Genomic DNA, 22,730 nt, shown 5'->3' with positions numbered 1-22,730 from the left:
GCCGGACGGGATTCCTTCTGTAGAATCGGTTTCCAGTTAGCAAGCGGAGTTCTCTCCCACCCGCGTCAGCCGCGATCCTTCGGGAAGCTTCGCAAGAAGCAAGGTTGCCGGGTACCTGGTCGGGCATTTAACCGGGCGTCAGCCTGGCGGGAATGTATGCCGCTTCCTCAGGAGGCAGGCAGCACCGATCCTTGAGGCCTTCGATTGCTCCGGCAATTGGGGGCCTTCTCTTTTTGCCGGTGGAATACCCCTCACGAACACAGGAGCTTTAACATTAGCGAGCCAAGAATCAATGAGCGTATCCGCGTCCCCGAGGTGCGGCTGGTCGGCCCTGCAGGCGAACAAGTAGGAGTTGTCCGTATTGAAGACGCCCTGCGTTTGGCTGCCGAAGCGGATCTTGATCTCGTTGAAGTTGCACCTCAGGCTAAGCCTCCGGTGTGCAAGCTGATGGACTTCGGCAAGTACAAGTACGAAGCTGCGGTCAAGGCGCGCGAGGCCCGGAAGAACCAGACCAACACGGTCCTGAAGGAAATCCGTTTCCGCCTGAAGATCGACACCCATGACTATGAGACCAAGCGCGGCCACGCGCTCCGCTTCCTCGGTGCCGGTGACAAGGTCAAGGCCATGATCCAGTTCCGCGGCCGTGAGCAGCAGCGCCCCGAGATGGGCATCCGCCTGCTCCAGCGCTTTGCCGACGACGTTGCTGAAGTCGGGGTTGTGGAGTCCAGCCCGCGCATCGATGGCCGCAACATGGTCATGGTGGTGGGCCCGCTGAAGAACAAGGCCGAAGCCAAGGCGGAGGCTCGCCGCGCAACGCAGCGCGCCGAAGCCAAGGCTGAGAACGAAGCGAAGGCATCGGGTGGCGGCCGCGTTGACACCTCAGGCCCCGAAGCACCCCTGACGCAGTCGCTCGCCGATCTTCTTCCGGAAGGCTACGAGGTCCGGACTGCACCCGAGGCGCCGGTGACCGAGGCTGAGGCACCGGCAGCGGAGGCCCCCGCAACGGAAGCCGTCGTCGTCGAGGCCCCGGCCAAGACCGCCCCGGTGGAAGAAGCCGTCGATACGGAGGCCCCCGCCGCCGAGACGGCCGCCGAGACCAAGATCGAGGCAGCTCCGGCAGAAAAGGCTCCCGTCCAGGAAGTGCCCAAGGAGGCTCCCAAGGTCTCCGCGGCTGCTCCTAAGCGCGAAGCTCCGAGGGCCGCCGCCAAGCCCGCTGTTACCAAGCCGGCAGTTGCCAAGGCGCCTCCGGCGCCGAAGGCTGCAGCCGCGAAGGCTCCCGAGGCTGAAAAGGCTGCTCCGGCAGCAGCACCGAAGCCGGTGGCTGCGCCGAAGCCGGTTCCGCGTCCTGCGGCACCGAAGCCCGCGGCACGGCCGGCTGCTCCCAAGGCCGCCGCCAGGCCGGGAACCAAGAAGACCAACTAGTTCACGGCTGCCGGACAGCAATGTCCGGCGGCAAGCAACCAGCACGCCGCCCGCAGGGGTGGCTGCACGAAAGACTGCAGACCTTGTCTGCGGATACGTAAGGAGATCGGTTCCCATGCCGAAGATGAAGACCCACAGCGGTGCTAAGAAGCGCTTCAAGCTGACCGGTACCGGCAAGCTGCGCCGCCAGCAGGCCAATCGCCGACACTACCTCGAGCACAAGTCCTCGAGGCTGACCCGCCGCCTGGCCGGCGACAAGATCGTCTTCAAGGGCGACGCCAAGGTCATCCGGAAGATGCTCGGCATCTAAGTTCCAAGTTCTCTGGCTGATTGCCACCTGGCAGCAGTCAACTATTAAAAAGGCTTCTCAGGCCGGCCGGTTGTTCCGGCAGTAGACGCTTGGGATCAGAATTTTCGAAGGAGTACGCACGTGGCACGTGTGAAGAGGGCGGTAAACGCCCACAAAAAGCGCAGGGTTATCCTCGAACGCGCAAAGGGCTACCGTGGACAGCGTTCACGCCTGTACCGCAAGGCCAAAGAGCAGCTGCTGCACTCGTTTGTGTACAGCTACGGCGACCGCAAGAAGAAGAAGGGCGACTTCCGCCGCCTGTGGATCCAGCGCATCAACGCTGCCTCCCGCGCCAACGGCCTGACCTACAACCGACTGATCCAGGGCCTGAAGGCCGCTGAGGTCGAGGTTGACCGCCGTATGCTGGCCGAGCTTGCCGTTTCCGACGCCAACGCCTTCGCCGCTCTGGTCAAGATTGCCAAGGATTCGCTGCCCGCCGATACGTCAGCTCCGGCCGTCCAGGCTGAGGCTGCACCGGCCGCCACGAAGCCGGCCGCCGCCAAGAAGCCTGCTGCCAAGAAGCCTGCTGCCAAGAAGGCCACCGACGAGGCTGCCGAGTAGAACGTGAAGTAGTTCGGACGACTGCCTCGTTCAAGAACCGGCTGCAATAGCAACTAAGGTTCTTATATGAACGAAACCGGGCGCCCGCATGATGACTTACTCTCCAACCCTCGAGCTGATCGGGTGAGGAAGGTAGCTCAGCTTGCCGGGCGCCCGGCCCGGTTAAAACGCCGCGAGTTCCTCGCTGAGGGGCCGCAGGCGGTCCGGGAAGCCCTTGGCCTGCACCAGAGGAGGATTGCTGCGGGGGAGCCCGGCATCGTCTACGAGGTCTACGCGAGCGAGTCCTGCCTGGACCGGCACCCGGATCTGGAGGCACTCGCGGAGGGCACCACCGCCTTCCTCGCCACCGACGAAGTGCTCGCCGCGATGGCGGACACGGTCAACCCGCAAGGCGTTCTCGCGGTCTGCGGCTTCCTGGACACGGGTCTCGAGCAGGTGCTCGACGCCGGTCCGCGGCTGATCGCTGTGCTGTCCCAGGTCCGTGACCCCGGCAACGCCGGTACCGTTCTGCGGGCAGCCGACGCGGCCGGCGCGGACGCCGTCATCCTGACCTCCTCCAGCGTCGATATCTACAACCCCAAAGCAGTGCGTTCGACGGCGGGATCCCTCTTCCACCTGCCGGTTGTGCTCGGCGCCGAAGTCGAGGAGATCGTCGCCCAATGCAAGGAACGCGGTATCGGCGTCCTGGCCGCCGACGGCGACGGCGAGCTCAACCTGGACCGGCTCCAGGACGAGAACTCAGCCCGCCGGCTGGGGGCGCCGGCGCCGGAATCCGGGTATGCCCTGGAAGATCCGACCGCCTGGCTTTTCGGTAACGAGGCCCAGGGACTGTCCGGGGAAGAACTTGCTCTGGCCAACCACCGGGTGGCCGTGCCGGTGTACGGGGCTGCCGAAAGCCTCAACCTCGGAACCGCGGCCACGGTCTGCCTGTACGCCAGCGCCCGCGCGCAGCAGGGGAGCGGCACGGAATCCGCGTAGCCGCCTGGCGCGGCTGGAAACGCTGCCAGACGGTCAAAGCCGCGGTCCAGCACGAAAACACGGCGGGGGTCCACCGAAAGGTGGGCCCCCGCCGTCGTTCGCGCGTAATTGCTCCGCGCGATTAGGCTCTGGTCTTGTTGCGTCCTGTGACGGCGCCGTAGATTCCGGCAACTGCCAGGCCGCCGACTATGGCCAGGATCCAGGAACCGAGATTCCAGAATTCCATCTTGCCGCCGCCGAACAGCAGGTCGCCGATCCAGCCGCCGACTAGTGCGCCGACGACGCCGAGCACGAGGCTGGTGACCCAGCCGCCGCCGACTTTGCCGGGCATGATTGCCTTAACGATTGCACCTACTATGAGTCCGAGAATGATCCAGCCAAGAAAGCCCATGTCTCCTCCTACATATTCGTCGGCATCCGAATTGTGGATTCCGAATACGGTTTCAAGCTAACACTTGCGGCTTTAAATGTCAGCAGGATCACATTCAATCGTTACCAGCCGTTACCAGGCCGCGCCTCCGGGCCGGCGCTGGGGCAATCCGCGGTGCGGCCGGGTCCGGCGGGTCCGGCACTCCTGCGGGCGCAGGCACCGGCCGGTGTCCGCGACCACCCCGGCACGACACTCAAGGAGCAGCTCGTTCGGCTGCAAATGGCGGTACCACGGCGATTGTTGCGGCGCTGGCCGCCAACCTGACCATCGCCTTCCTGAAATTCGTCGCTTATTCCCTGACGTTCTCCTCATCGTTGCTCGTCGGCGGGAAGCGTGCGCCAGGAAGGCAGCGAGCCCGGAGCACCCCTTCGGCTGTTCAGCGTCGGCGGGCTTTTCGCGCTGTACGAGGCCTGGGGAAAGGTCAAGGAACCGCATCCGGGCTACGGTGCCAGCGGCCTTCTGCTTTCCACCAGGCCGCTGATGGCGGCGACTCCGAGACCCAGCAGGGCCAGGCCGGCGCCCACGAGGGCGGGGGCGACGTAGCCCCAGCCCCAGGCGATGACGAGTCCGCCGAGGAAGGCGCCGAGGGCATTGGCCACGTTCAGGGCAGCATGGTTGAGCGAGGACGCGAGTGAGGGGGCGTCGGGTGAGGCGTCCAGGAGCCGGGTCTGCAGGGCCGGAACCAGCATGGCGCCGGCGCCACCCACCACAAAGACCATCACCAGGGCGGACCACGGCCAGTGCACGGCCAGGGCGTAGACCACAAGGGCCACGGCGATGCCGGGCAGGACCCAGTAGATGGTTCCCATCACGGATTTGTCCGCGATCCGGCCGCCGACGATGTTACCGGCCACCATACCCAGCCCGTAGAGAGCCACCACGAGCGGCAGCCAGACCGATGGGATCCCGGTCACCGAGGTCATGGTGTGGGCGATGTAGGTGTAAGTGGCGAAGAACCCGCCGAAGCCGACGACGCCGATCAGGAGGGCCAGCCAGACCTGGAGCCGCTTGAGCGCACCCAGCTCGCGGCGGAAGCTGGCGTCGGCATGGGGCTTCTGGAACGGGACGAACTGCCAGAGCATCACCAGCGTGATGATGCCGATCACGCCGACCAGCAGGAAGAGCAGCCGCCAGCCGTACGTCTGGCCCAGCCAGGTTCCAAAGGGGACGCCGACGACGTTCGCGATGGTCAGGCCGGCCATGACCATTGAAATGGCCCAGCCGCGCCTGGTCGGGGCGACGAGGGAGGCAGCGATCACCGCCGCGACGCCGAAGAACGCGCCGTGCGGCAGTCCGGCCGCAAAGCGGGACACGAGCATGCTGCCGTAATCCGGGGCAATGAAGGAGGTGAGGTTGGCGACGCTGAAGAACAGCATGAGGCCCAGAGCCAGGTATTTCCGCGGCAGCTTGGCGCCGATGGCGGCCAGCACCGGGGCGCCGATGACGACGCCGAGGGCGTACGCCGAGATCAGGTGGCCGGCTTCCGGGGTGCTGATGTTGAGCCCCTGTTCCACCTCCTTGAGCAGGCCCATCATGGTGAATTCCGTGGTGCCGATGCCGAATCCGCCCATGGCCAGGGAAACGATGGCAAGGGCAAGATGGCGGGTGCCGGTCTTGGGCGTGGCCGGTGCTTGTTGGGTGGTTGTCATTCGTCTGCTTTTCGGTGACGTTCCCGGCGTGAGCCAGAAAAAATGCGGCAAGTTAAATCTGATGTGTGGGCTGGTCTGTGCAACGGGGCGGGCCCACCCGGTATTCCTGATGATCAGGAAGGCGGCCACCTCCATTCTCCCGTAAGCGGCCGCCGCCCTAGACTTGGGGCGTGACTTCACTCATAAGCGTCGTTGGCGGCGCAGTATTGGACTCCCTGGCAAATCCGGGCCGGCTGCTGGTCGCACGGCGCACGGCACCCCCACAATTTGCCGGCATGTGGGAGTTCCCGGGCGGCAAGGTGGAGTCCGGAGAGACGGCCGAGCAGGCGCTGCATCGGGAGTTGTTCGAAGAACTCGGCGTCAGCGTCCGGCTGGGCGCCGAACTGGAAGCGGTATCCGCCACCGGCTGGCCGCTCAACGAGCGTGCCGCAATGCGTGTGTGGTTTGCGGAGCTGGTCGACGGCGACCCACGACCGCTGCAGGACCACGACGAGCTGCGCTGGATCGGGCTGCGGAACCGCGGGGAAATCCTGGGACTGCCCTGGATTCCGGCGGACCTTCCCATCGTGGAGGCACTGCTGGATAGCCTTCAGGGTTCACTCCGCCCGGCTGTCCCCGCCGGCTGATCCACAGAGCCGCATGATAGCCGGAAGCGCTTCTCCCCGCCGCGCCTCTCGCCAAAGCCTCCGGCATGTGACTATTCTGAAGCGAACCGAGAGGAGTCGCCCGTGCAGGTCGGTGTCAGACGGGAGCGGCGTGCGGGGGAGCGACGCGTTGCGGCGACACCGGAGACAGTGCAGCAACTCACGGCCCTCGGCCTGAAAATCGCCGTGGAGGGCGGTGCAGGGACGGAAGCCGGGTATGCGGATGCAGCCTATGCGAGGGCCGGAGCCACGATTGTCCCGGAGTTGCTGCCCGAAGAACTGGATGTCCTCCTGCACGTCCGGCCACTGGCAACCGAGACCGCCGCTAGGCTGCGGCCGGGAACAATAACCGTCGGGTTCGGCTCGCCGGGCTCAGAACTGCCCGCCGTCCGGGCCCTCGCCGACGCCGGCGTCACCTCTTTCGCGCTGGAACTGGTCCCGCGCATTTCCCGGGCCCAGTCTATGGATGCGCTCAGCTCACAGTCCCTCGTCTCCGGCTACCGGGCGGTACTGGAGGCCGCCCTGCGCTACCCGCGGTTCTTCCCGCTCTACATGACGGCGGCCGGGACCATCCCGCCCGCACGGGTGCTGGTCCTCGGAGCCGGCGTCGCCGGGCTGCAGGCAATCGGCACCGCCAAACGCCTGGGCGCCCGGGTCTCGGCCAACGACATCCGCGCGGCGTCCGCCGACGAAGTAGCCTCGATGGGCGGCACTTTCATCGAGCTGGACCTGGACAAACGGTCGGCGGACGCCGCCGCGGAAGGGGCCGGAGGGTACGCGCGTGAACTCGGCGAGGACCGGGCCAAGCGGCAGCGGGCCATGCTGGCCCCGCATGTCGCGGCGGCGGATGTCCTCATCACTACGGCAGCCATTCCCGGCCGCTCCGCACCCTTGCTTGTCACCCTGGACATGGTCGCCGGCATGCGGGCCGGATCCGTCGTCGTTGACCTGGCGGCCGAATCCGGCGGAAACGTCGAAGGGGTGATCGCGGGCCAGGACATCAGGGTGCCTGTTGCCGGCGGCTTCGTGACCCTCGTGGGGCTGCGGGACGCCGCCTCCGCGATGCCCTCCGATGCGTCGCGCCTGTTCGCCAAAAACGTCGCCAACCTGCTGGCCCTGATGACTAAAGATGGCCAGGTCACCCCGGACTTCGACGACGACGTCGTCGCTGGAGCCTGCCTGACCCACGCGGGTTCGGTCCGGCACGCCGCTACCGCCGACGCCATGGAGGCGGCCAAATAATGGAGGCACAGCAGTGATGGATCCGGTCACGATGCTCACGGTGGTGGTACTCGCGGTCTTCGTCGGCTTTGAAGTCGTCTCCAAGGTGACCAGCAAGCTTCACACCCCGCTGATGTCCGGTGCCAACGCCATCCACGGCATCATCCTCGTCGGCGCAATCATCGTGGCAGGACAAGCCGCCGAGCCGTGGCTGCTCGCGATCGCCCTTCTCGCCGTGGTGCTCGCAACAGCGAACCTGGTGGGCGGATTCGTCGTCACCGACCGGATGCTGGAGATGTTCGGCGGACGGAAGGGCGGACGGAAGCCGGCCCACCCCCGTTCCGGAGGCCCGGCCGGGGAGGACGGCACATGAGTCTCCTTGCCCCGGAGTGGACGGCCCTGTTCTACCTGGTGGCCGCCGTCTGCTTCATCCTTGCGCTGAAAGGCCTGAGTTCGCCCCGGACCGCCCGGCGCGGCAACGCCATCGGTGCCGCCGGCGCCCTCGTGGCCGTCATCACCGTGTTCCTGTCCGCAAAGCTGGCGAACATCCCGCTGATCCTGGCCGCGATCGCCGTCGGCTCCGCCGTGGCAGTCCCGGTGGCCCGGCGCGTGCAGATGACCCAGATGCCCCAGCTCGTTGCCCTGTTCAATGGGGTCGGCGGCGGGGCGGCCGCGCTGGTCGCCCTGCTGGAGCTCGGGCACGGCGACGACCCGTGGGTGCGGCTGGCCGTGGTCTTCACCATGGCCGTCGGCGCGGTGTCCTTTGCCGGCTCCGCGGTGACGGTGGGCAAGCTGCAGGAACTGATCAGCACCCGCCCCCTGCTCTTTCCCGGCATGCCCGCGGTCATGGGTGTTGTCCTACTGGGTGCGGCCGGTGTCGGGGTCTTCATCGTCCTCACCGGCTCGACGGCCTGGGCCGTTGCGCTGCTGGTCCTGGGGCTCGTGGCCGGACTCCTGCTCGTAATGCCAGTGGGCGGCGCCGACGTGCCCATCGTGATCTCTCTGCTCAACGCCTTCACAGGCCTCGCAGTGGCGGCCTCCGGAATCGTGCTCGGCAATGTCCTGCTGCTCGTCGCCGGCACGCTCGTGGGGGCCAGCGGAACCATCCTGACCAAGGTGATGGCCTCCGCCATGGGCCGCGGGGTGGCCGGCATCATGTTCGGCGCTTTCCGCGGCGGTTCGACGGCAGGCTCGACTGTCCAGAGCGAACGGCCGGTCCGCTCGTCCTCGCCCGAGGACGTCGCCGTCCAGCTGGGCTACGCGCAGCGGGTGGTGATCGTCCCCGGCTACGGGCTGGCCGTGGCCCAGGGCCAGCACACCGTCGCGGAGCTCGCCACCGCACTGGAGGCCCGCGGAGTCGAAGTCGTCTTTGCCATCCACCCGGTGGCGGGCCGGATGCCGGGCCACATGAACGTGCTCCTCGCCGAAGCCAACGTTCCCTACGAGGCATTGAAGGAGCTGGAAGAAGCCAACCCGGAGTTCCCGAACACCGACGTCGCCCTTGTGGTTGGCGCCAATGATGTGGTCAATCCGGCCGCCAAGTCAACGCCCGGGGCGCCCATCTTCGGCATGCCGATCCTTGAGGTGGCCCAGGCCGGGCAGGTGGTGTTCCTGAAACGATCGATGCGCCCCGGCTTCGCGGGCATCGAGAACGAGCTCTTGTACGACCCCAAGACCACACTCCTCTTCGGCGACGCGAAAGACTCCCTCGCCAAAGTGCTCGGCGCGCTGAAGGCCCTTTAAGCCGAGGTGCGCGTTAAGCACTCTCTCCTCAGGCAGGGCTGCGGTCCGGAACCCATAGTCCCGGACTGTGTCGTCAGAACAAGGTGGGCTGCGCGGCTTGCTCTTCCCGGCTGCCCTGCCCGCCCGGGTGGCCCGGGTGGCCCGGGTAGCCGGCGGTCTCGGGGATGCTGCCGGCCGGATACTGGGCCTCTTCCTGCCGGGGATCCGCACTGTTGGGATCCACGCCATGGGGATCAGTGTTAAAGTCCCGGTGGCTGAAGCCCTGTGAGCCGGAAAAGCCGTGCAGGGCCTTGAAATACCGGATGCGCCCGGCGAGCCACGCCCGGTACTCCTTAGAGGCGTAGGAGCCGCTGCCATACAGGCGCCGGTACTTGCCGGCAAGCTGGGGGTGCTCCCGTGCGAGCCACTGCATGAACCATTCCCGGGTCCCGGGTTTGAGGTAGAGGGCCCCGGCCGTGACACCCGTCGCGCCGGCCGCCTTGAGGGCACCGAACAGCGAATCGAGGGACTCGTCGCTGTCTGAGAGCCACGGCAGGATGGGCATGGCCATGACGCCGCAGGGCAGCCCGGCCTCCCGGAGCCGGGAAACCAGCTTCAAGCGTGCCCGCGGCCCGGGAGTGCCCGGCTCCACGGCTTCCGAGAGCCGCTCATCGGTCATCGCCAGCGAGATACCCACCCCGATAGGGACCTGGGCCGCGGCGTGCTTCAGGAGCGGGATGTCCCGGGCGAGGAGGGTGCCCTTGGTCAGGATGGACAGGGGAGTCCCCGAATCGGCGAGGGCGCCGATGATGCCCGGCATGAGCTGGTAGCGGCCCTCGGCACGCTGGTACGGATCCGTGTTCGTACCCAGGGCGACATGCTGGCGACCCCACGAGGGCTTCGCCAGCTCCCTGCGAAGGACCTCAGCGGCGTTGATCTTGACCACCACCTGGCTGTCAAAGTCCAGGCCGGCGTCGAAGTCCAGATAGGTGTGGCTCTTCCGGGCGAAACAATAGACGCAGGCGTGGCTGCAGCCACGGTAGGGGTTGATGGTCCACTCGAACGGCATCCGTGAACCGGCCGCCACTTTGTTGAGCACCGATTTGGCGGTGACCTCATGGAAAGTGACCCCGGCAAACTCGGGGGTGGTCACGGAGCGCACCAGCCCGAGCAGCGGAAGGAGGGCATTGATGGCCGGCGGTGCGCTTCGCCCGCCGCCGGCGCCGGGGGCAGCGCCGGAGGTGGCGCCGTCAGCGGAGCTTTCTTCACGAGTACTGTCTTCACCAGTGTTGCCGTCAGCTGCCCTGACTCCGGGCGCCGGTTTGAGTGCTTGTGCGTCCCATCTCATGGCTCCATTCGAATGTATGTTCGAGTTTAAGTCAAGGACCCCGTCAGCACTGCAGGCCGCATTGCTAGGCTGGGGCGATGATTCTCCTGACAGGGTTCGAGCCGTTCGGCGGCGAAAGCACCAACCCGTCCTGGACCGCGGCGCGGGAGGCCGGGGCGCTGCTGCGGGCCGCGGGGTACGAGGTGCGGACGGTGGAACTGCCGTGCGCCTTCGGGGACTCGATCAGGGTGCTGGAGGAAGCGCTGGAGCGGTACAGCCCGCAAGTGGTGGTTTGCGCCGGCCAGGCCGGCGGCAGGTCCCGAATCTCGCTGGAACGGATTGCCATCAACTGCGACGACGCCCGGATTCCGGACAACGCGGGAAACGCTCCGGTGGATGAGGCCGTGGTCTCCGGCGGACCGGCGGCGTACTTCAGTTCCCTGCCGGTGAAAGCTGCCCTGGCGGCGCTGGGTACCGCGCAGATCCCCGCCGAGGTATCCCAGACGGCAGGGACCTACGTCTGCAATCACGTCTTCTACGGGCTGATGCACGCACTGCGGCTGCGCCCCGGAACACGAGGAGGGTTCGTCCACGTCCCGTATGCGGTCGAACAGGTCCCGCCGGGCAGCGTCACCGCGTCCCTGCCGGTGGGGCTCATGGCGGCGGCGCTCGCCGTCGTCGTCCGCACCACGCTGGGCACCACGGCGGATCTCAAGCTGGCCGCAGGTGCCACGCACTAGCTGCAGCAGTGCACGGGCAGCAACGCACCAGTCCGTCAGTCGAGCAGCTCCCAGACGACGCCGACGGCTGCGCTGACGCTGGATTCGCCGGCCTCCACGGTGAGAGACTCTGCGGAGACGGCGCGCTGCAGCCCGGCTACCGGGACGGGGGCGGGGTAGCCGGTCTGCTGGGCGAGCGAGACCACCTTGCCCAGCGAGGCGCCGGCGAGGGAAGCGAAGTGCCGGGCTGTGGCGAGGGCATCTGCCCAAGCGGCCTCGCGGGCGCGGGCCGTGACGGCGGCGGGATCCGCGAAGCCAAGCTCCACCCCGTTGAGCCGGACGTCGTCGCCGCCGGCCGCAACGGCTGCGGCGATGATGTCCGAGGACGCCGCCTGTTCACGGATCCGGACGCTCAGCACGCTGGATGCCAGGTATCCGGAGACGATTTGCCCCTGCCCTTCCTGCCAGTTGACCTCGGCCCGGACATTGAGTCCCGAGGTGGTGATGTCCCTGCTTTCGACGCCGCGTTCCCGAAGCGCCGCGGAGATGGCGGCTGAGGCCCCTCCGGCACCGCCGTACGCCGCGGCGACGTTCTCGCGGCGGCACTCGACGCCGATGGAAAGAGTCAGCAGATCGGGCGCGGCTTCCGCGCTGCCGGTTCCGCTGACTGAAATGGTCCTGGGGATTTCGGTCATGTCATGCCTCGTTCCGCTCATGGGCCGCCCGGCCCGCACTGGTTGAAGTGGTGTGCTGTGCTGTTTGCTGTGCAGGGGTCCGTGCAGTACCCGGCTCCGGGTAGCCGCCGGCCTGCAGTCCGGCGTGCCGCTCGAAGGCGTTGGCGGAGCCGGGGTTGCCGGTCCGCCACAGCGACCAGGCGGCCGCAAGGAAATAGAGCGGCAGGAAGGGGACGCCGAGGCACCAGGCGTACTGGGTGCTGTGGCGTTCCTCGTGCCCCAGCAGGACCGGATCGGCCAGGGCTTCCGCCGGCCCGGAACGGAACAGCACCACATTGCCCACCGTGAACGCCCCGGCGATGGGCAGCCGCCAGCCGTAGCCGGTAGCAATCAGCAGTCCTCGGGGTCCGCGGCGGACGGGGGTGCGGGCACAGCCGGCCAGCAGCAACCCCAGCGGAGTTGTTGCATTCAGTACGTTGGCCAGCTGCCGCAGCCGTTGTCCGGACGTCATGAGGCAATGCTAGCCGGGACGTAGCCGGACTGAACCGGGGATCCGTGCCCTTTACGAACCGCAGGAGTCCCCGTGACGTCCGGGCAGCGGGATGCGTTCAACTAGACTGGACACGAGTGCCCGCCGGAGGGATTTCGGCGTGCCCTGACCTTTGTTGATGACAGATGTTGATGACAGATGCGCTGCCGGCGAAATCAATCTGCGGGCGCGACCGCCGTTGGCATAAACCGACTCGTAGCTAAGAACAGTAGATGACTGAAATTTTGCCGGGCGCCGTCCCGAATCCTCTGGACGAAGCCGCCATCACCGCAGCCGTAGACCAGGCCGTTGCCGCCATTGCCGCCGCCGCCACGGTCGATGAACTCAAGGCCGTACGCCTGGCGCACACTGGCGAAAAGTCCGCGCTTAGCCTCGCCAACCGCGAAATAGGCGGGCTGCCGAAGGACCGGAAGGCCGCCGCCGGCAAGCTCATGGGCGCCTCCCGCGGACGCGTCAACAAGGCGCTCGCGGACCGCACCGCCGGGCTGGAGGCCGAGAACGACGCGCGGATCCTGGTCGAGGAGACCGTGGACGTGACGGCGGCTCCGCGCCGCCGTCGTGCCGGTGCGCGTCACCCGCTGTCCACCCTGCAGGAGCGCGTCGCGGACATTTTCGTCGGAATGGGCTGGGAAATCGCCGAGGGCCCCGAGGTCGAGTCCGAGTGGTTCAATTTCGACGCGCTGAACTTCAAGCCGGATCACCCGGCCCGCGAAATGCAGGACACCTTCTTCGTGGAGCCGCCAGAGGCCCACCTGCTGATGCGCACCCACACCTCCCCGGTGCAGGTCCGCTCCATGCTGGAACGCGAACTGCCCATCTATGTGCTGTGTCCCGGCAAGGTGTTCCGCACCGATGAGCTCGACGCCACACACACCCCGGTCTTCCACCAGTTCGAGGGCCTGGCCATCGACACGAAACTCAGCATGGCGGACCTCCGCGGCACCCTGGAGCACTTCGCGCGCCAGATGTTCGGCGACGAGGCCCGGATCCGGCTGCGCCCCAACTACTTCCCGTTCACCGAGCCCTCCGCGGAGCTGGACATCTGGCACCCGGGGGCCAAGGGCGGGCCCGGCTGGATCGAATGGGGCGGCTGCGGCATGGTCAACCCCAACGTGCTCCGCGCCGCCGGCATCGATCCGGACATCTATTCAGGTTTTGCCTTCGGCATGGGCATCGAGCGCACGCTGATGTTCCGCAACGAGGTGGGCGACATGCGCGACATGATCGAAGGCGACGTACGTTTCAGCGAGCACTTCGGGATGGAGATCTAACAGTGCGTATCCCCCTTTCCTGGCTGCGTGAATTCGCGCAGGTACCGGCCGGAGCAACGGCCGAAGACGTCATGGCCGAACTCGTCACGGTCGGTTTTGAAGAAGAAGCAGTCCACCGGCCCGCGGACACCCTCCAGGGGCCGATCGTGGTGGGCCAGGTCCTGAGCATCGTCAAGGAACCCCAGACCAACGGCAAGACCATCAACTGGTGCCAGGTCCGGGTTGTCCCCGAAGGCCAGCAGCAGGGCCTCACGGGAGAGGGCATCGACCCCTCCGGCGTGCAGGGCATCATCTGCGGCGCCCACAACTTCGTGGAAGGCGACAAGGTGGTGGTCACCCTTCCTGGTGCCGTGCTGCCCGGCGACTTCCGCATTTCCGCGCGGCAGACGTACGGGCACCTGTCCGCGGGCATGATCGCCTCTGTCCGCGAACTCGGCATCGGCGAAGACCACGACGGCATCCTGGTCCTCTCCCGGATCGGGCTGGATCCGGACCTCGGCACCGACGCCATGGAACTCCTGGGCCTCTACGACCAGGCCGCCGAGATCAATGTGACGCCGGACCGCGGGTACGCGTTCTCCATCCGCGGGGTTGCCCGCGAATACGCCCACGCCACCGGCACGTCCTTCACCGACCCGGCGTCCCTCGTCCGGGCCCCCGCGGCGCTGAGCGGCGGCCACGGTGTCAAGCTCAACGACGACGCCCCGGTCTACGGCAAGACCGGCTGCGACCGCTTCGTGGCCCGCACCGTCCGCGGTGTCGACGCCGGCCGGCCGACGCCGCCGTGGATGACCTCCCGGCTGCGGCTGGCCGGCATCCGCTCCATTTCCCTGCCGGTGGACATCTCCAACTACGTCATGCTTGAGCTCGGCCAGCCCACGCACTGCTACGACCTGGACACGCTGTCCGGCGACATCGTGGTCCGGCGCGCCGTGGCGGGGGAGAAAATCACCACCCTGGACGGCAAGGAACGCAAACTCGACGTCGAGGATCTCCTGATCACCGACGGATCCGGCGCGATCGGGGTTGCCGGCGTCATGGGCGGCGCGGCCACCGAGGTCAGCGGTTCGACGTCGAACGTCCTGGTCGAGGCCGCGCACTTCGACGAGGTGTCCATCGGACGCTCCCGCCGCCGGCACAGGCTGCCGTCCGAGGCGTCGAAGCGTTTCGAACGCGGCGTTGACTGGCAGGTTGCGGGCATTGCAGCGCAGCGGGTGGTTGACCTCCTGGTGGAGCTGGCCGGCGGAACGGCCGATGAGGCAGGCACCGACGTCGGCACCGCACCGGACACCGTCACGATCGAACTGCCCGCCGCCTTCGCCTCGGAACGGATCGGCATCGACTTCAGCGAAGGGCAGATCGTCACCTCGCTCGAGGACCTGGGCGCCGTCGTCGAGAAGACCGGCACGGGCGACGTCACCAGCTACACCGTGACGGCCCCGAGTTGGCGCAACGACCTGGAAACCAAGGAGGACCTCACCGAGGAAATCGCCCGGCTGGTCGGCTACGACAGCATTCCGGCGACCCTCCCAGTGGCGCCTCCGGGCCGTGGCCTGACGCGCGTCCAGCAGCAGCGCCGGCGCCTCGTGCAGGCACTGGCCGACGCCGGCCTGACCGAGGTCCTGGCCTATCCGTTCGTCTCCAAGGCCGCCAACGCCACCTTCGGCGTGGCCACGGAAGGCGGGGCACGCAGGGCGCTTAAGCTCGCTAACCCGATCAGCGAGGAGCACGGCTACCTGCGGACCTCGATCCTGCCGGGGCTCATCGAGGTGGCCAAGCGGAACCAGTCCCGAGGCTTCCGCGACCTGGCGCTCTTCGAGGCCGGCCTCGTGTTCCTGCCGGGGGACACGCTCGGCACCGCTTCGATCCCGCCGCTCGGCGCAAGGCCCGGTGACGACGTGCTGGATGCCCTGTACGACGGCGTCCCGGACCAGCCGCTGTACCTTGCCGCGGTGTTCACCGGACACGATTCGCCCGCCGCCGCCGGCCACTCGCCGCGTGCGTGGGACTGGGCGGATGCGCTGGACATCGCCCGGCTTGCCGGCGACGTGCTGGGAGTCGAGATCGTGGTCAGCCAGGGACAGCATCAGGCCTTCCACCCGGGACGGGCCGCGCAGTTGGCGCTCCGCACCGGTGAGGTCCTGGGCTTCGCCGGCGAGCTGCACCCGAAGCTGCTGGCAGCGCATGACATGCCCGCCCGGACTGTTGCGCTTGAGTTCAACGCCGACACCCTCTTTGAGGCCGCCGCCGACGTGATCGTTGCCCGGCACATCTCCACCTACCCGGTGGCCAGCCAGGACGTCGCCCTCGTGGTGCCCCACGAGGTCCCGGCCGAAGAGATACTCACGGCGCTGCGCGAAGGCGCCGGCGAACTGCTCGAGGACGTGGCACTCTTCGACGTGTACGCGGGCAAAGGCATCGAAGAAGGCAAGAAGTCGCTGGCGTTCAGCCTGCGCTTCCGCGCCGGGGACCGCACCCTGACCGCCGACGAAGCCTCCGCGGCCCGCGAAAGCGCCGTGGCGGTCGCCCACGAACGCTTTGGAGCGGTCCAACGGTAGGAGTGTCCGGAGGCCTCGGCGCCGCCCTCGTCCCGGGTACTTCCGGGGTCATTGTCGGGTCCGTTCGTCTTGCCGACGTCGGACCGGGCGGCGGGGCCTTCCTTGATCGCGCGGAACGCGCGCGTGCCGCAGGCATCAAAGACGCAGTAACCCGGCGGAACTTTTTGGCCGGCCGGATCGCGCTGCGCGGTTTCGCCGCCGGGATCCTGGCAGCGCAACCCGGTCAGCTGACGGCCGCGTACTCCTGCCCGGGCTGCGGAACGGGCCCGGAAGTTGACCATGGACGGCCGGGCTACTGGCTCGACGGCGCCCCGGCCGGGCTTTCCCTCAGCCTGTCGCGCTGCCGCGGCTGGGCACTGCTGGCCGCCGTAGTTCATCGGGAACCGGGCCTGCGGCTTGGCGTGGACGTCGAGGATCCCGCACGGACGGATTTTGCCGGTTTCGACGACGTCGCGCTGGCACCGGCGGAACGCCGGGGCCTGCAGGGACTCCCGCCCCGGGCGCTGCTGCGCGAACGTGGGCGGCTCTGGGCCCGGAAGGAAGCCTGGCTGAAGATGGCCGGCGACGGGCTGCGGACTGCCCCGGACACCCTCGATGTGCTGCACCGTGCCGACGTCCGGGACCTGGCTCCGGCGGAGACGGGTCTGCCCCCGGACCTCGCCGCCGCCGTCGCGTTTTCTGAAGCCAGTGAACTCTTAGGCCGCACGGGTGGGGGCTTATGAAGGTGACGGAACTCCTGTTCAACATGGTGACTGTCTAGATCATCGTTTACCAGGAGTTCCTGCCTGCCGGCTTCGCGTTTTGAGAGTCTTTCCCGCCGGTCGGAGGGTGATCCGGGACCGGCAACGCCGCTGTTGACGCCGGATTCGATGCGCGAGATAACTTCAGTTGAGGGCTCCAGCGGATCGCCAAAGATGGCCGCTGCGGGGGTCCCCGGGGCTCCGGCGCGACGCTCCCGCCCAGTTGCTTCCGCGCCCGCCAGCCGGCACCCGCGGGATCCCACGGTTCCCTGTGGCTGAGACGGGTTCCAGAACCCAGTAACTGGGCTGGAACGTCGTCACCCGGGTAGCAAGGACAAACGCAGCAACCCCGCCACTGAGTATGCTCAGTGACTGCGCTTCGTGGTGGCGGGCCGGCAGATCCTTGGGGGCCAGGGACCTGGTGGCCGACGGGAGCGGCCACCAGGCCAACGAGTCGCCAAAGATGGCCGCCATGAAGCGCTCATCGCGGCCCTCTTTGGAGAACGGGCGCACAACGCGGCCCTGAGATCGAGTGCTGACCCCGGCTAGCCCCCGGCCGGCAGCGGCGGGAGGGCTTCCTCATACAGCCAGGGATGCAGCAGGGCTTCGGCGTCGAGGCCCGTCGCCCGGTCGGCGGCGAGGATGAACTGGGGCGTTGACACGGAGCCATGGCGGTGCACGCTGGCCCAGTCGTGGAGCAGCGCAAAGAACGCCAGGTCGCCGCAGCGCAGGCGGAGGGCGTGCAGCGCGAGGGCGCCGCGCTTATAGACCCGGTCATCAAACATCAGCTCCGGCCCGGGATCACCCACGAGCAGATCCTGGCTGCCGGAGTGGAGTTTCCGCCAGGCGGCGGCCGCCCGGCCAGCCACCGGCATAACGCCTGCCTCCTCGGACCAGATCCATTCCGCGTAGCAGGCGAACCCCTCATGCAGCCAGATGTCCTTCCATGATGCCGCGGTCAGCGAGTTGCCGAACCACTGGTGTGAGAGCTCGTGGGCAATGAGCCGCTGCGAATTCCAGTCCTGCTCCAGCTGATTGGGACCGAAGATGGACAAGGTCTGCGCCTCGAGCGGGATCTCCAGCTCGTCATCCGTCACCACCACGGTGTACTCCTGGAACGGGTACGGGCCGAAGCAGTCTGTAAAGGTCCGCATCATCTCCGGCTGGCGTGCCAGCCCTTCGCGGGCGGCGTCCGCCAGAGCTGCGGGAACGGCCGCGTACTGCGGCACTTGAGCCGCCGGGCGGACAGGGTTGAGCGCCAGCAGTTCGTAGCGGCCGATCTGGACGGTGGCGAGATATGAGGACATGGGTTCGGACTGTTCGTACACCCAGGTCTCGCGGCTGGACCGGCTGCTGTGTGAGATCAGCACCCCGTTGCAGACGGCGCGGTAATTGGCGTCAGTGGTTACGCTGATCCGGTAGCTGGCCTTGTCTCGCGGGTGGTCGTTGCACGGGAACCAGGACGCAGCGCCATTGGGCTGGCCGGCGACGAGCACGCCGTCGGTGAGCTCCTCCCAGCCCACCTCACCCCAAAGCCCTCGGCGGGGGGACGGGTTGCCTTCGTAACGAATGTCCAGGGTGAACTCCTCGCCCGGAAGCAGGGCGGCGTCGGGCACAACCACAAGCTGCTCCGCACGCTGGCTGAACTTCCGCACCCGCCGGCCGCTGAGCTGGATCTTGCTGGCTCGGAGGCCGACAAGGTCCAGCACGATCGCCGCGGTCGCGTACTGCGTGACCGCGTGCACGACGGCGCGACCGCTCAGGCGGTTGCTGCTGAGCTTGTAGTCCAGTTCCAGTTCATAGCGGGTGACGCGGTACGCGTTGGTGCCGTGGCCGGGCAGGTACGGATCCGTTGCGCCGGCCGCTCCCCTCGATGGCAGCGCGCTGCCGGTGCCGGCTCCTGCAGGGGGACTTATCGGGGTGGAACTCATGGGGAACGGGCCTTCGGGATTGCGGGTGCGGGACTGGCGGTGCGGGTGTGGCTACTTGAGCTTGGGCGCCGGTGCAGCCGGCCCGGCCCAAGGACTCACCGGATTGCCCATCCAGTATGTCGCGGCCGGTACCGTTTCACCCCGCATGACGAGGGATGCCGGGCCCACCGTGCCGCCTGTGCCGATCCTGGCCTGCGGGAGGATGACTCCGTGGGGTCCCATGGTTGCTCCGTCTTCGAGCGTAACAGTGTCCATGCTCATCACCCGGTCGTGAAACAGATGGGTCTGGACGACGCAGCCGCGGTTGACGGTGGAGTTCCGGCCCAGGGTCACAAGGTCCGCTTCGGGCAGCCAGTAGCTTTCACACCAGGTCCCGGACCCGATTTTCGCGCCGAGCGCCCGGAGCCACCAGACCAGAGCCGGCGTTCCCGTAGCTGCGCGGGCAAACCACGGCGCGCTGACCATCTCGATGAAGGTGTCCACCACCTCGTTGCGCCAGATGAAGGAGCTCCACAGCGGATGTTCGCCCGGACGGATGCGCCCCACGAGGACCCACTTGGCCACGACGGCGCTTCCCGCAGCCGCGGCGCCGGCCATCAGGATCACCACGCCGCCCAGGGCTGCGGCAACCCCGTAGTTGAAGCTGGAGGCCAGCCAATCGAAGGCGAGAAGAACCCCGGCCGCGACCGACACTGTCGCTACAACCGGGACAAACCGGCCCAATTCCCAGAGGGTACGGGCAATCTTGAGCCGCAGCGGCGGCTGGTATGTCCGCGTGTCATCCGAGGCGATCGCGGTGCGCCGGAGCCGCACGGGCGGGCTGCCCAGCCACGACGTCCCGGATTTGGCCTTTGCGGGCGTCGCCGAGAGCACGGCGACGAGCGAGTTCTTGGGTACGTTGCGGCCGGCGGCTGTCATGCCCGAGTTCCCCAGGAAGGAGCGTTTGCCGATCTTGGCGGGGGCAATCCTCAGCCAGCCGCCGTCGAGTTCGTAGGACGCCACCATGGTGTCATCTGCCAGGAACGCGCCTTCGCCGACGGTGGTCATCTTGGGGATCAGCAGGACGGTGGAGGCCTCCACGTTCTTGCCGATCTTCGCACCGAGCAAGCGCAGCCAGACCGGGGTGAAGAGGCTGGCGTAGAGGGGGAAGAGCAGATCCCGGGCCAGGTCCAGCACGCGTTCGGTGGCCCATACCTGCCAGCCGATCCGGCTGCGGACCCGGTAGTAGCCTTCGGCCAGTCCTACGCCGAGGAGCCGCGTGGTGAGCAGGATGAGCACGAGGTTCGTCAGGAACCACACCAGCGCCGCCGGCGGGAGCGACAGGATGAGCTGGGGCAACGCGGCGGAGAGCGATTCCTTGCCCTGGATGAAGAAGAACATGACCGCGGCCGCGGCTGCCGCGGACAGCAGGGGGATCAGCGCCAGCACGGCAGAGGCCGTGGCGAAGCCGGCGAACCAGAGCCGGCCGATCAGGGGATGCTCCGGTGCCGTGTCAGGCCAGGTGTGCCTGGCCTTGCCGCGCCGCTCGGCCGGGGACCCGGCGACCAGTTGGCCGGCTTTGACCTTCCCCAGTACGGCCGAGCCGGGCTCCACCCGGGCTCCGGCGCCGATCGTGGCCCCGGGCATGAGCGTGCTGCGCGCGCCGATGGTGGCTCCTGCACCGATGTGGATGGCGCCAATGTGGACCACATCGCCGTCGATCCACCAGCCCGACAGGTCGACCTCGGGTTCAACATTGCAGCCGCTGCCGAGGGACAGCAGCCCGGTGACGGGCGGCAGGGAGTGGAGCTGGACGTTGTTGCCGACCTTCACGCCGAGGGCGCGGGCGTAGTAGGGCACCCACGGCGCGCTGGCGAGGCTGATGGCGCCGGCCAGGTCCTGGATCTGCTCGGCCAGCCAGAGGCGCAGATGCACCCGGCCGGAGCGGGGGTACACTCCCGGCACCACCTTCCTCAGCAGGAGGCGGGCGGCGGCTACCGCGATCAGCATCCGGCCGGCCGGGCTGACGAAGACGAGCCAGGAGGCTGCCACCCACCACCAGGACACCGTGGGTGCGGCGCTGAAGCCGGCCAGCGCCGAGAGCAGGTTGTTGGCTGCCATCAGATAGCTGAGCCAGCGCATGCCCACGAGGATGTGCAGCGGCACGCCCATCAGAATCTGGAAGACCTGCGACCTGCGGGCGGTGCGGCGGACGGCTCGCACCGGGGCGGGGCCGGCCCCGCCTTCGGGCAGGGACTGCCGGGCTGCATCGACGAGGGCGCCGATCCGGGGTGTGGCGTAGATGTCAGCCACGGTGATGGTGGGATAGCGGACGCGCAGGGCCGAGACCAGCTGGGCTGCCGCGAGGGAGCCGCCCCCGTAGGCGAAGAAGTCGGCGTCAAGGCTGCTGACGGCGCTGCCCAGCACGGCGCTCCATTGGTCCACGATCCAGCGAGCATCGTCCGGGAGGTTCAGCGGGGCGCCGTCGGCATCGGCGGCTCCGGCGCCGGCGAGCGGCCAGGGCAGGGCGTGGCGGTCCACCTTGCCGCTGGTCTTTGTGGGGAGCGACTCCACGAGGGTGAGGAGGGGAATCAGCGCGGCCGGCAGGCGTGCGCCGAGCAACTCCCGGGCCGCGGCCAGGTCCAACCCGCCGCCGGCCGGGGCGAGGTAGCCGACCAGGATCTGATTGCCGGCCGCCGTCGTCTGCACCGCTGCGGCTGCGCCGGCAACATCCGGAAGGGCCTGCAGCGCGGCGTCAATTTCGCCCAGTTCGATCCGGCGGCCGCCGAGCTTGACCTGCTCATCGGCGCGCCCCTGGAAGACCAGGCCCGCGGCCTCATAGCGGACCAGGTCACCGGAACGGTAGGCCCGCTCCCAGCCGAGGGAAGGCATGGGGGCGTACTTTTCCGCGTCCTTCGCCGGGTCGAGGTAGCGGGCCAGCCCGACGCCGCCGATGATCAGCTCGCCCACCTCGCCTTCGCCAACGGGCACCGCGTTGACGTCGACGACGGCGAGGTCCCAGCCGTCCAGCGGCAGCCCGATCCGGATCGGTCCTGGACCTCCCAGCGGTGCAGCGCAGGCAACGACGGTGGCCTCGGTGGGGCCGTACGTGTTCCAGACTTCGCGGCCCTCCACGGCGAGCCTTTCCGCGAGTTCCGACGGGCATGCCTCGCCGCCGAAGATCAGCAGCCGGACGCTCTCGAGGGACTCGACGGGCCAGAGGGCCGCAAGGGTTGGCACTGTGGAGACCACCGTAATGCCATGGCTGATCAGCCATGGGCCGAGGTCCATGCCGGTCCGGACTAGAGCCCGGGGAGCAGGGACGAGACAGGCGCCGTGGCGCCACGCGAGCCACATTTCCTCGCAGGAAGCATCAAATGCGACGGACAGGCCGGCCAGGACCCGGTCCTGCGGCCCGATCGGATCCTCTGCCAGGAAGATCCGGGCTTCGGCGTCGACGAAGGCCGCCGCGGAGCGGTGCCGCACGGCAACGCCCTTGGGAGTTCCGGTGGAGCCGGAGGTGAAAATTACCCAGGCGTCGTCGTGCGCGCCGGGCAGCCGCGGGGAAGGGAACGGCCGGGGCCGCCCGCTGCCCGTCACGATCTCCCCGGTTCCCCGGACTATGCCTGCGACCCCGGCCTCGCCGAAGACCAGTTTGGCCCGCTCATCGGGGTCATCTGCGTCCACCGGGACGTAGGCTGCGCCGATCATCAGGATGGCCAGGATCGAGAGGTAGAGCCGGTTGGTGCCGGAGGGGATCCGGACGCCGATCTTGTCTCCGGCGCCGAGCCCGGCCAGATGCAGTTCCTTCGCCGTGGCCCGGACTGCCGCCAGCAACTGGGCGTAGCTGAGTGATTCGTGGCCGTCGTCGAGCGCGGAGGCATCCGGAAAGCGGGTGGCGGTGTCCTGCAGGATCTCGATCAGGGTCCGCTCCGGCGGTGCCGCCAGCGATCCCGGAAGCTGCGCCCGGTAGGCCGGGCCGGCGGCGGCGGGGGCCTGCGGGAG

The 22,730-nt window shown here is 68.0% G+C and carries 19 protein-coding genes and 1 pseudogene; 13 read left to right on the top strand and 7 right to left on the bottom strand.

The window, feature by feature from the left end; all coding sequences use genetic code 11:
- The first annotated feature begins 315 nt into the window (after positions 1 to 315).
- From infC to AC50X6_RS13545, 4 genes are all read left to right on the top strand, one after another.
- Positions 316 to 1,422, top strand: a complete 1,107-nt coding sequence (infC, locus tag AC50X6_RS13560) for a translation initiation factor IF-3 (RefSeq protein WP_494966729.1) — start codon at positions 316 to 318, stop codon at positions 1,420 to 1,422.
- A gap of 115 nt (positions 1,423 to 1,537) precedes the next feature.
- On the top strand, positions 1,538 to 1,732 hold the full coding sequence (rpmI, locus tag AC50X6_RS13555; RefSeq protein WP_003798720.1) for a 50S ribosomal protein L35: 195 nt from the start codon (positions 1,538 to 1,540) through the stop codon (positions 1,730 to 1,732).
- A gap of 120 nt (positions 1,733 to 1,852) precedes the next feature.
- Complete coding sequence (gene rplT / locus AC50X6_RS13550; RefSeq protein WP_494966728.1) at positions 1,853 to 2,332, top strand: 50S ribosomal protein L20; 480 nt, start codon at positions 1,853 to 1,855, stop codon at positions 2,330 to 2,332.
- A gap of 66 nt (positions 2,333 to 2,398) precedes the next feature.
- A complete protein-coding gene (locus AC50X6_RS13545) occupies positions 2,399 to 3,310 on the top strand; it encodes a TrmH family RNA methyltransferase (RefSeq protein ID WP_494966727.1) in 912 nt (303 codons plus the stop codon).
- 121 nt (positions 3,311 to 3,431) lie between these two features.
- Here AC50X6_RS13545 and AC50X6_RS13540 read toward each other — a convergent pair whose 3' ends face one another.
- A complete protein-coding gene (locus tag AC50X6_RS13540) occupies positions 3,432 to 3,701 on the bottom strand; it encodes a GlsB/YeaQ/YmgE family stress response membrane protein (protein WP_494966726.1) in 270 nt (89 codons plus the stop codon).
- A gap of 275 nt (positions 3,702 to 3,976) precedes the next feature.
- Between AC50X6_RS13540 and AC50X6_RS13535 the strand changes: the two are divergent.
- Positions 3,977 to 4,175, top strand: a pseudogene (locus tag AC50X6_RS13535) (cation diffusion facilitator family transporter); the annotation flags it as partial.
- Between the two features lie 5 nt (positions 4,176 to 4,180).
- On the opposite strand, the gene AC50X6_RS13530 reads toward AC50X6_RS13535, so the two are convergent.
- Positions 4,181 to 5,389, bottom strand: a complete 1,209-nt coding sequence (locus tag AC50X6_RS13530; RefSeq protein WP_494966725.1) for an MFS transporter — start codon at positions 5,387 to 5,389, stop codon at positions 4,181 to 4,183.
- A 170-nt stretch (positions 5,390 to 5,559) separates the two neighbouring features.
- On the opposite strand from AC50X6_RS13530, the gene AC50X6_RS13525 reads away from it, so the two are divergent.
- From AC50X6_RS13525 to AC50X6_RS13510, 4 genes are all read left to right on the top strand, one after another.
- Complete coding sequence (locus AC50X6_RS13525; protein WP_494966724.1) at positions 5,560 to 6,015, top strand: (deoxy)nucleoside triphosphate pyrophosphohydrolase; 456 nt, start codon at positions 5,560 to 5,562, stop codon at positions 6,013 to 6,015.
- A gap of 102 nt (positions 6,016 to 6,117) precedes the next feature.
- On the top strand, positions 6,118 to 7,275 hold the full coding sequence (locus AC50X6_RS13520; RefSeq protein ID WP_494966723.1) for a Re/Si-specific NAD(P)(+) transhydrogenase subunit alpha: 1,158 nt from the start codon (positions 6,118 to 6,120) through the stop codon (positions 7,273 to 7,275).
- Positions 7,276 to 7,291: 16 nt separating this feature from the next.
- The gene (locus tag AC50X6_RS13515) at positions 7,292 to 7,627 is read left to right on the top strand and encodes an NAD(P) transhydrogenase subunit alpha part 2 (RefSeq protein ID WP_494966722.1); all 336 of its coding nucleotides are present in this window, start codon (positions 7,292 to 7,294) and stop codon (positions 7,625 to 7,627) included.
- Positions 7,624 to 8,997, top strand: a complete 1,374-nt coding sequence (locus AC50X6_RS13510) for an NAD(P)(+) transhydrogenase (Re/Si-specific) subunit beta (RefSeq protein ID WP_494966721.1) — start codon at positions 7,624 to 7,626, stop codon at positions 8,995 to 8,997. Before AC50X6_RS13515 ends, AC50X6_RS13510 begins: the two co-directional genes overlap by 4 nt.
- A 73-nt stretch (positions 8,998 to 9,070) precedes the next feature.
- On the opposite strand, the gene AC50X6_RS13505 is transcribed toward AC50X6_RS13510, so the two are convergent.
- Positions 9,071 to 10,324, bottom strand: a complete 1,254-nt coding sequence (locus tag AC50X6_RS13505; RefSeq protein ID WP_494966720.1) for an Rv2578c family radical SAM protein — start codon at positions 10,322 to 10,324, stop codon at positions 9,071 to 9,073.
- 77 nt (positions 10,325 to 10,401) lie between these two features.
- Between AC50X6_RS13505 and pcp the strand changes: the two genes are divergently transcribed.
- The gene (gene pcp / locus AC50X6_RS13500; RefSeq protein ID WP_494966719.1) at positions 10,402 to 11,043 is read left to right on the top strand and encodes a pyroglutamyl-peptidase I; all 642 of its coding nucleotides are present in this window, start codon (positions 10,402 to 10,404) and stop codon (positions 11,041 to 11,043) included.
- Positions 11,044 to 11,078: 35 nt separating this feature from the next.
- Here the strand turns inward: pcp and AC50X6_RS13495 are convergent, their stop codons facing one another.
- Positions 11,079 to 11,717: an SIMPL domain-containing protein gene (locus AC50X6_RS13495; protein ID WP_494966718.1), complete on the bottom strand. Its 639-nt coding sequence runs from the start codon at positions 11,715 to 11,717 to the stop codon at positions 11,079 to 11,081.
- A gap of 1 nt (position 11,718) precedes the next feature.
- Positions 11,719 to 12,207 carry a hypothetical protein gene (locus AC50X6_RS13490; RefSeq protein ID WP_494966717.1) on the bottom strand — a complete coding sequence of 163 codons (489 nt, stop codon included), beginning with the start codon at positions 12,205 to 12,207 and terminating at the stop codon, positions 11,719 to 11,721.
- Between the two features lie 251 nt (positions 12,208 to 12,458).
- Between AC50X6_RS13490 and pheS the strand changes: the two genes are divergently transcribed.
- The 3 genes from pheS to AC50X6_RS13475 are packed head-to-tail and all read left to right on the top strand — an operon-like array spanning position 12,459 to position 16,797.
- Positions 12,459 to 13,517, top strand: a complete 1,059-nt coding sequence (pheS, locus tag AC50X6_RS13485) for a phenylalanine--tRNA ligase subunit alpha (RefSeq protein ID WP_494966716.1) — start codon at positions 12,459 to 12,461, stop codon at positions 13,515 to 13,517.
- A gap of 2 nt (positions 13,518 to 13,519) precedes the next feature.
- Positions 13,520 to 16,075, top strand: a complete 2,556-nt coding sequence (gene pheT / locus AC50X6_RS13480) for a phenylalanine--tRNA ligase subunit beta (protein WP_494966715.1) — start codon at positions 13,520 to 13,522, stop codon at positions 16,073 to 16,075.
- 2 nt (positions 16,076 to 16,077) lie between these two features.
- A complete protein-coding gene (locus AC50X6_RS13475) occupies positions 16,078 to 16,797 on the top strand; it encodes a 4'-phosphopantetheinyl transferase family protein (RefSeq protein ID WP_494966714.1) in 720 nt (239 codons plus the stop codon).
- A 563-nt stretch (positions 16,798 to 17,360) separates the two neighbouring features.
- Here AC50X6_RS13475 and AC50X6_RS13470 read toward each other — a convergent pair.
- Complete coding sequence (locus tag AC50X6_RS13470) at positions 17,361 to 18,746, bottom strand: M1 family metallopeptidase (RefSeq protein WP_494966713.1); 1,386 nt, start codon at positions 18,744 to 18,746, stop codon at positions 17,361 to 17,363.
- A 51-nt stretch (positions 18,747 to 18,797) separates the two neighbouring features.
- Positions 18,798 to 22,673, bottom strand: a complete 3,876-nt coding sequence (locus AC50X6_RS13465; RefSeq protein ID WP_494966791.1) for a Pls/PosA family non-ribosomal peptide synthetase — start codon at positions 22,671 to 22,673, stop codon at positions 18,798 to 18,800.
- Positions 22,674 to 22,730: the final 57 nt, after the last annotated feature.

The sequence above is a fragment of the Pseudarthrobacter sp. HLT1-7 genome, assembly GCF_059383435.1.
Note: the sequence above shows the minus strand (reverse complement) of the source record. Positions and strands in the feature narration are given on the sequence as shown.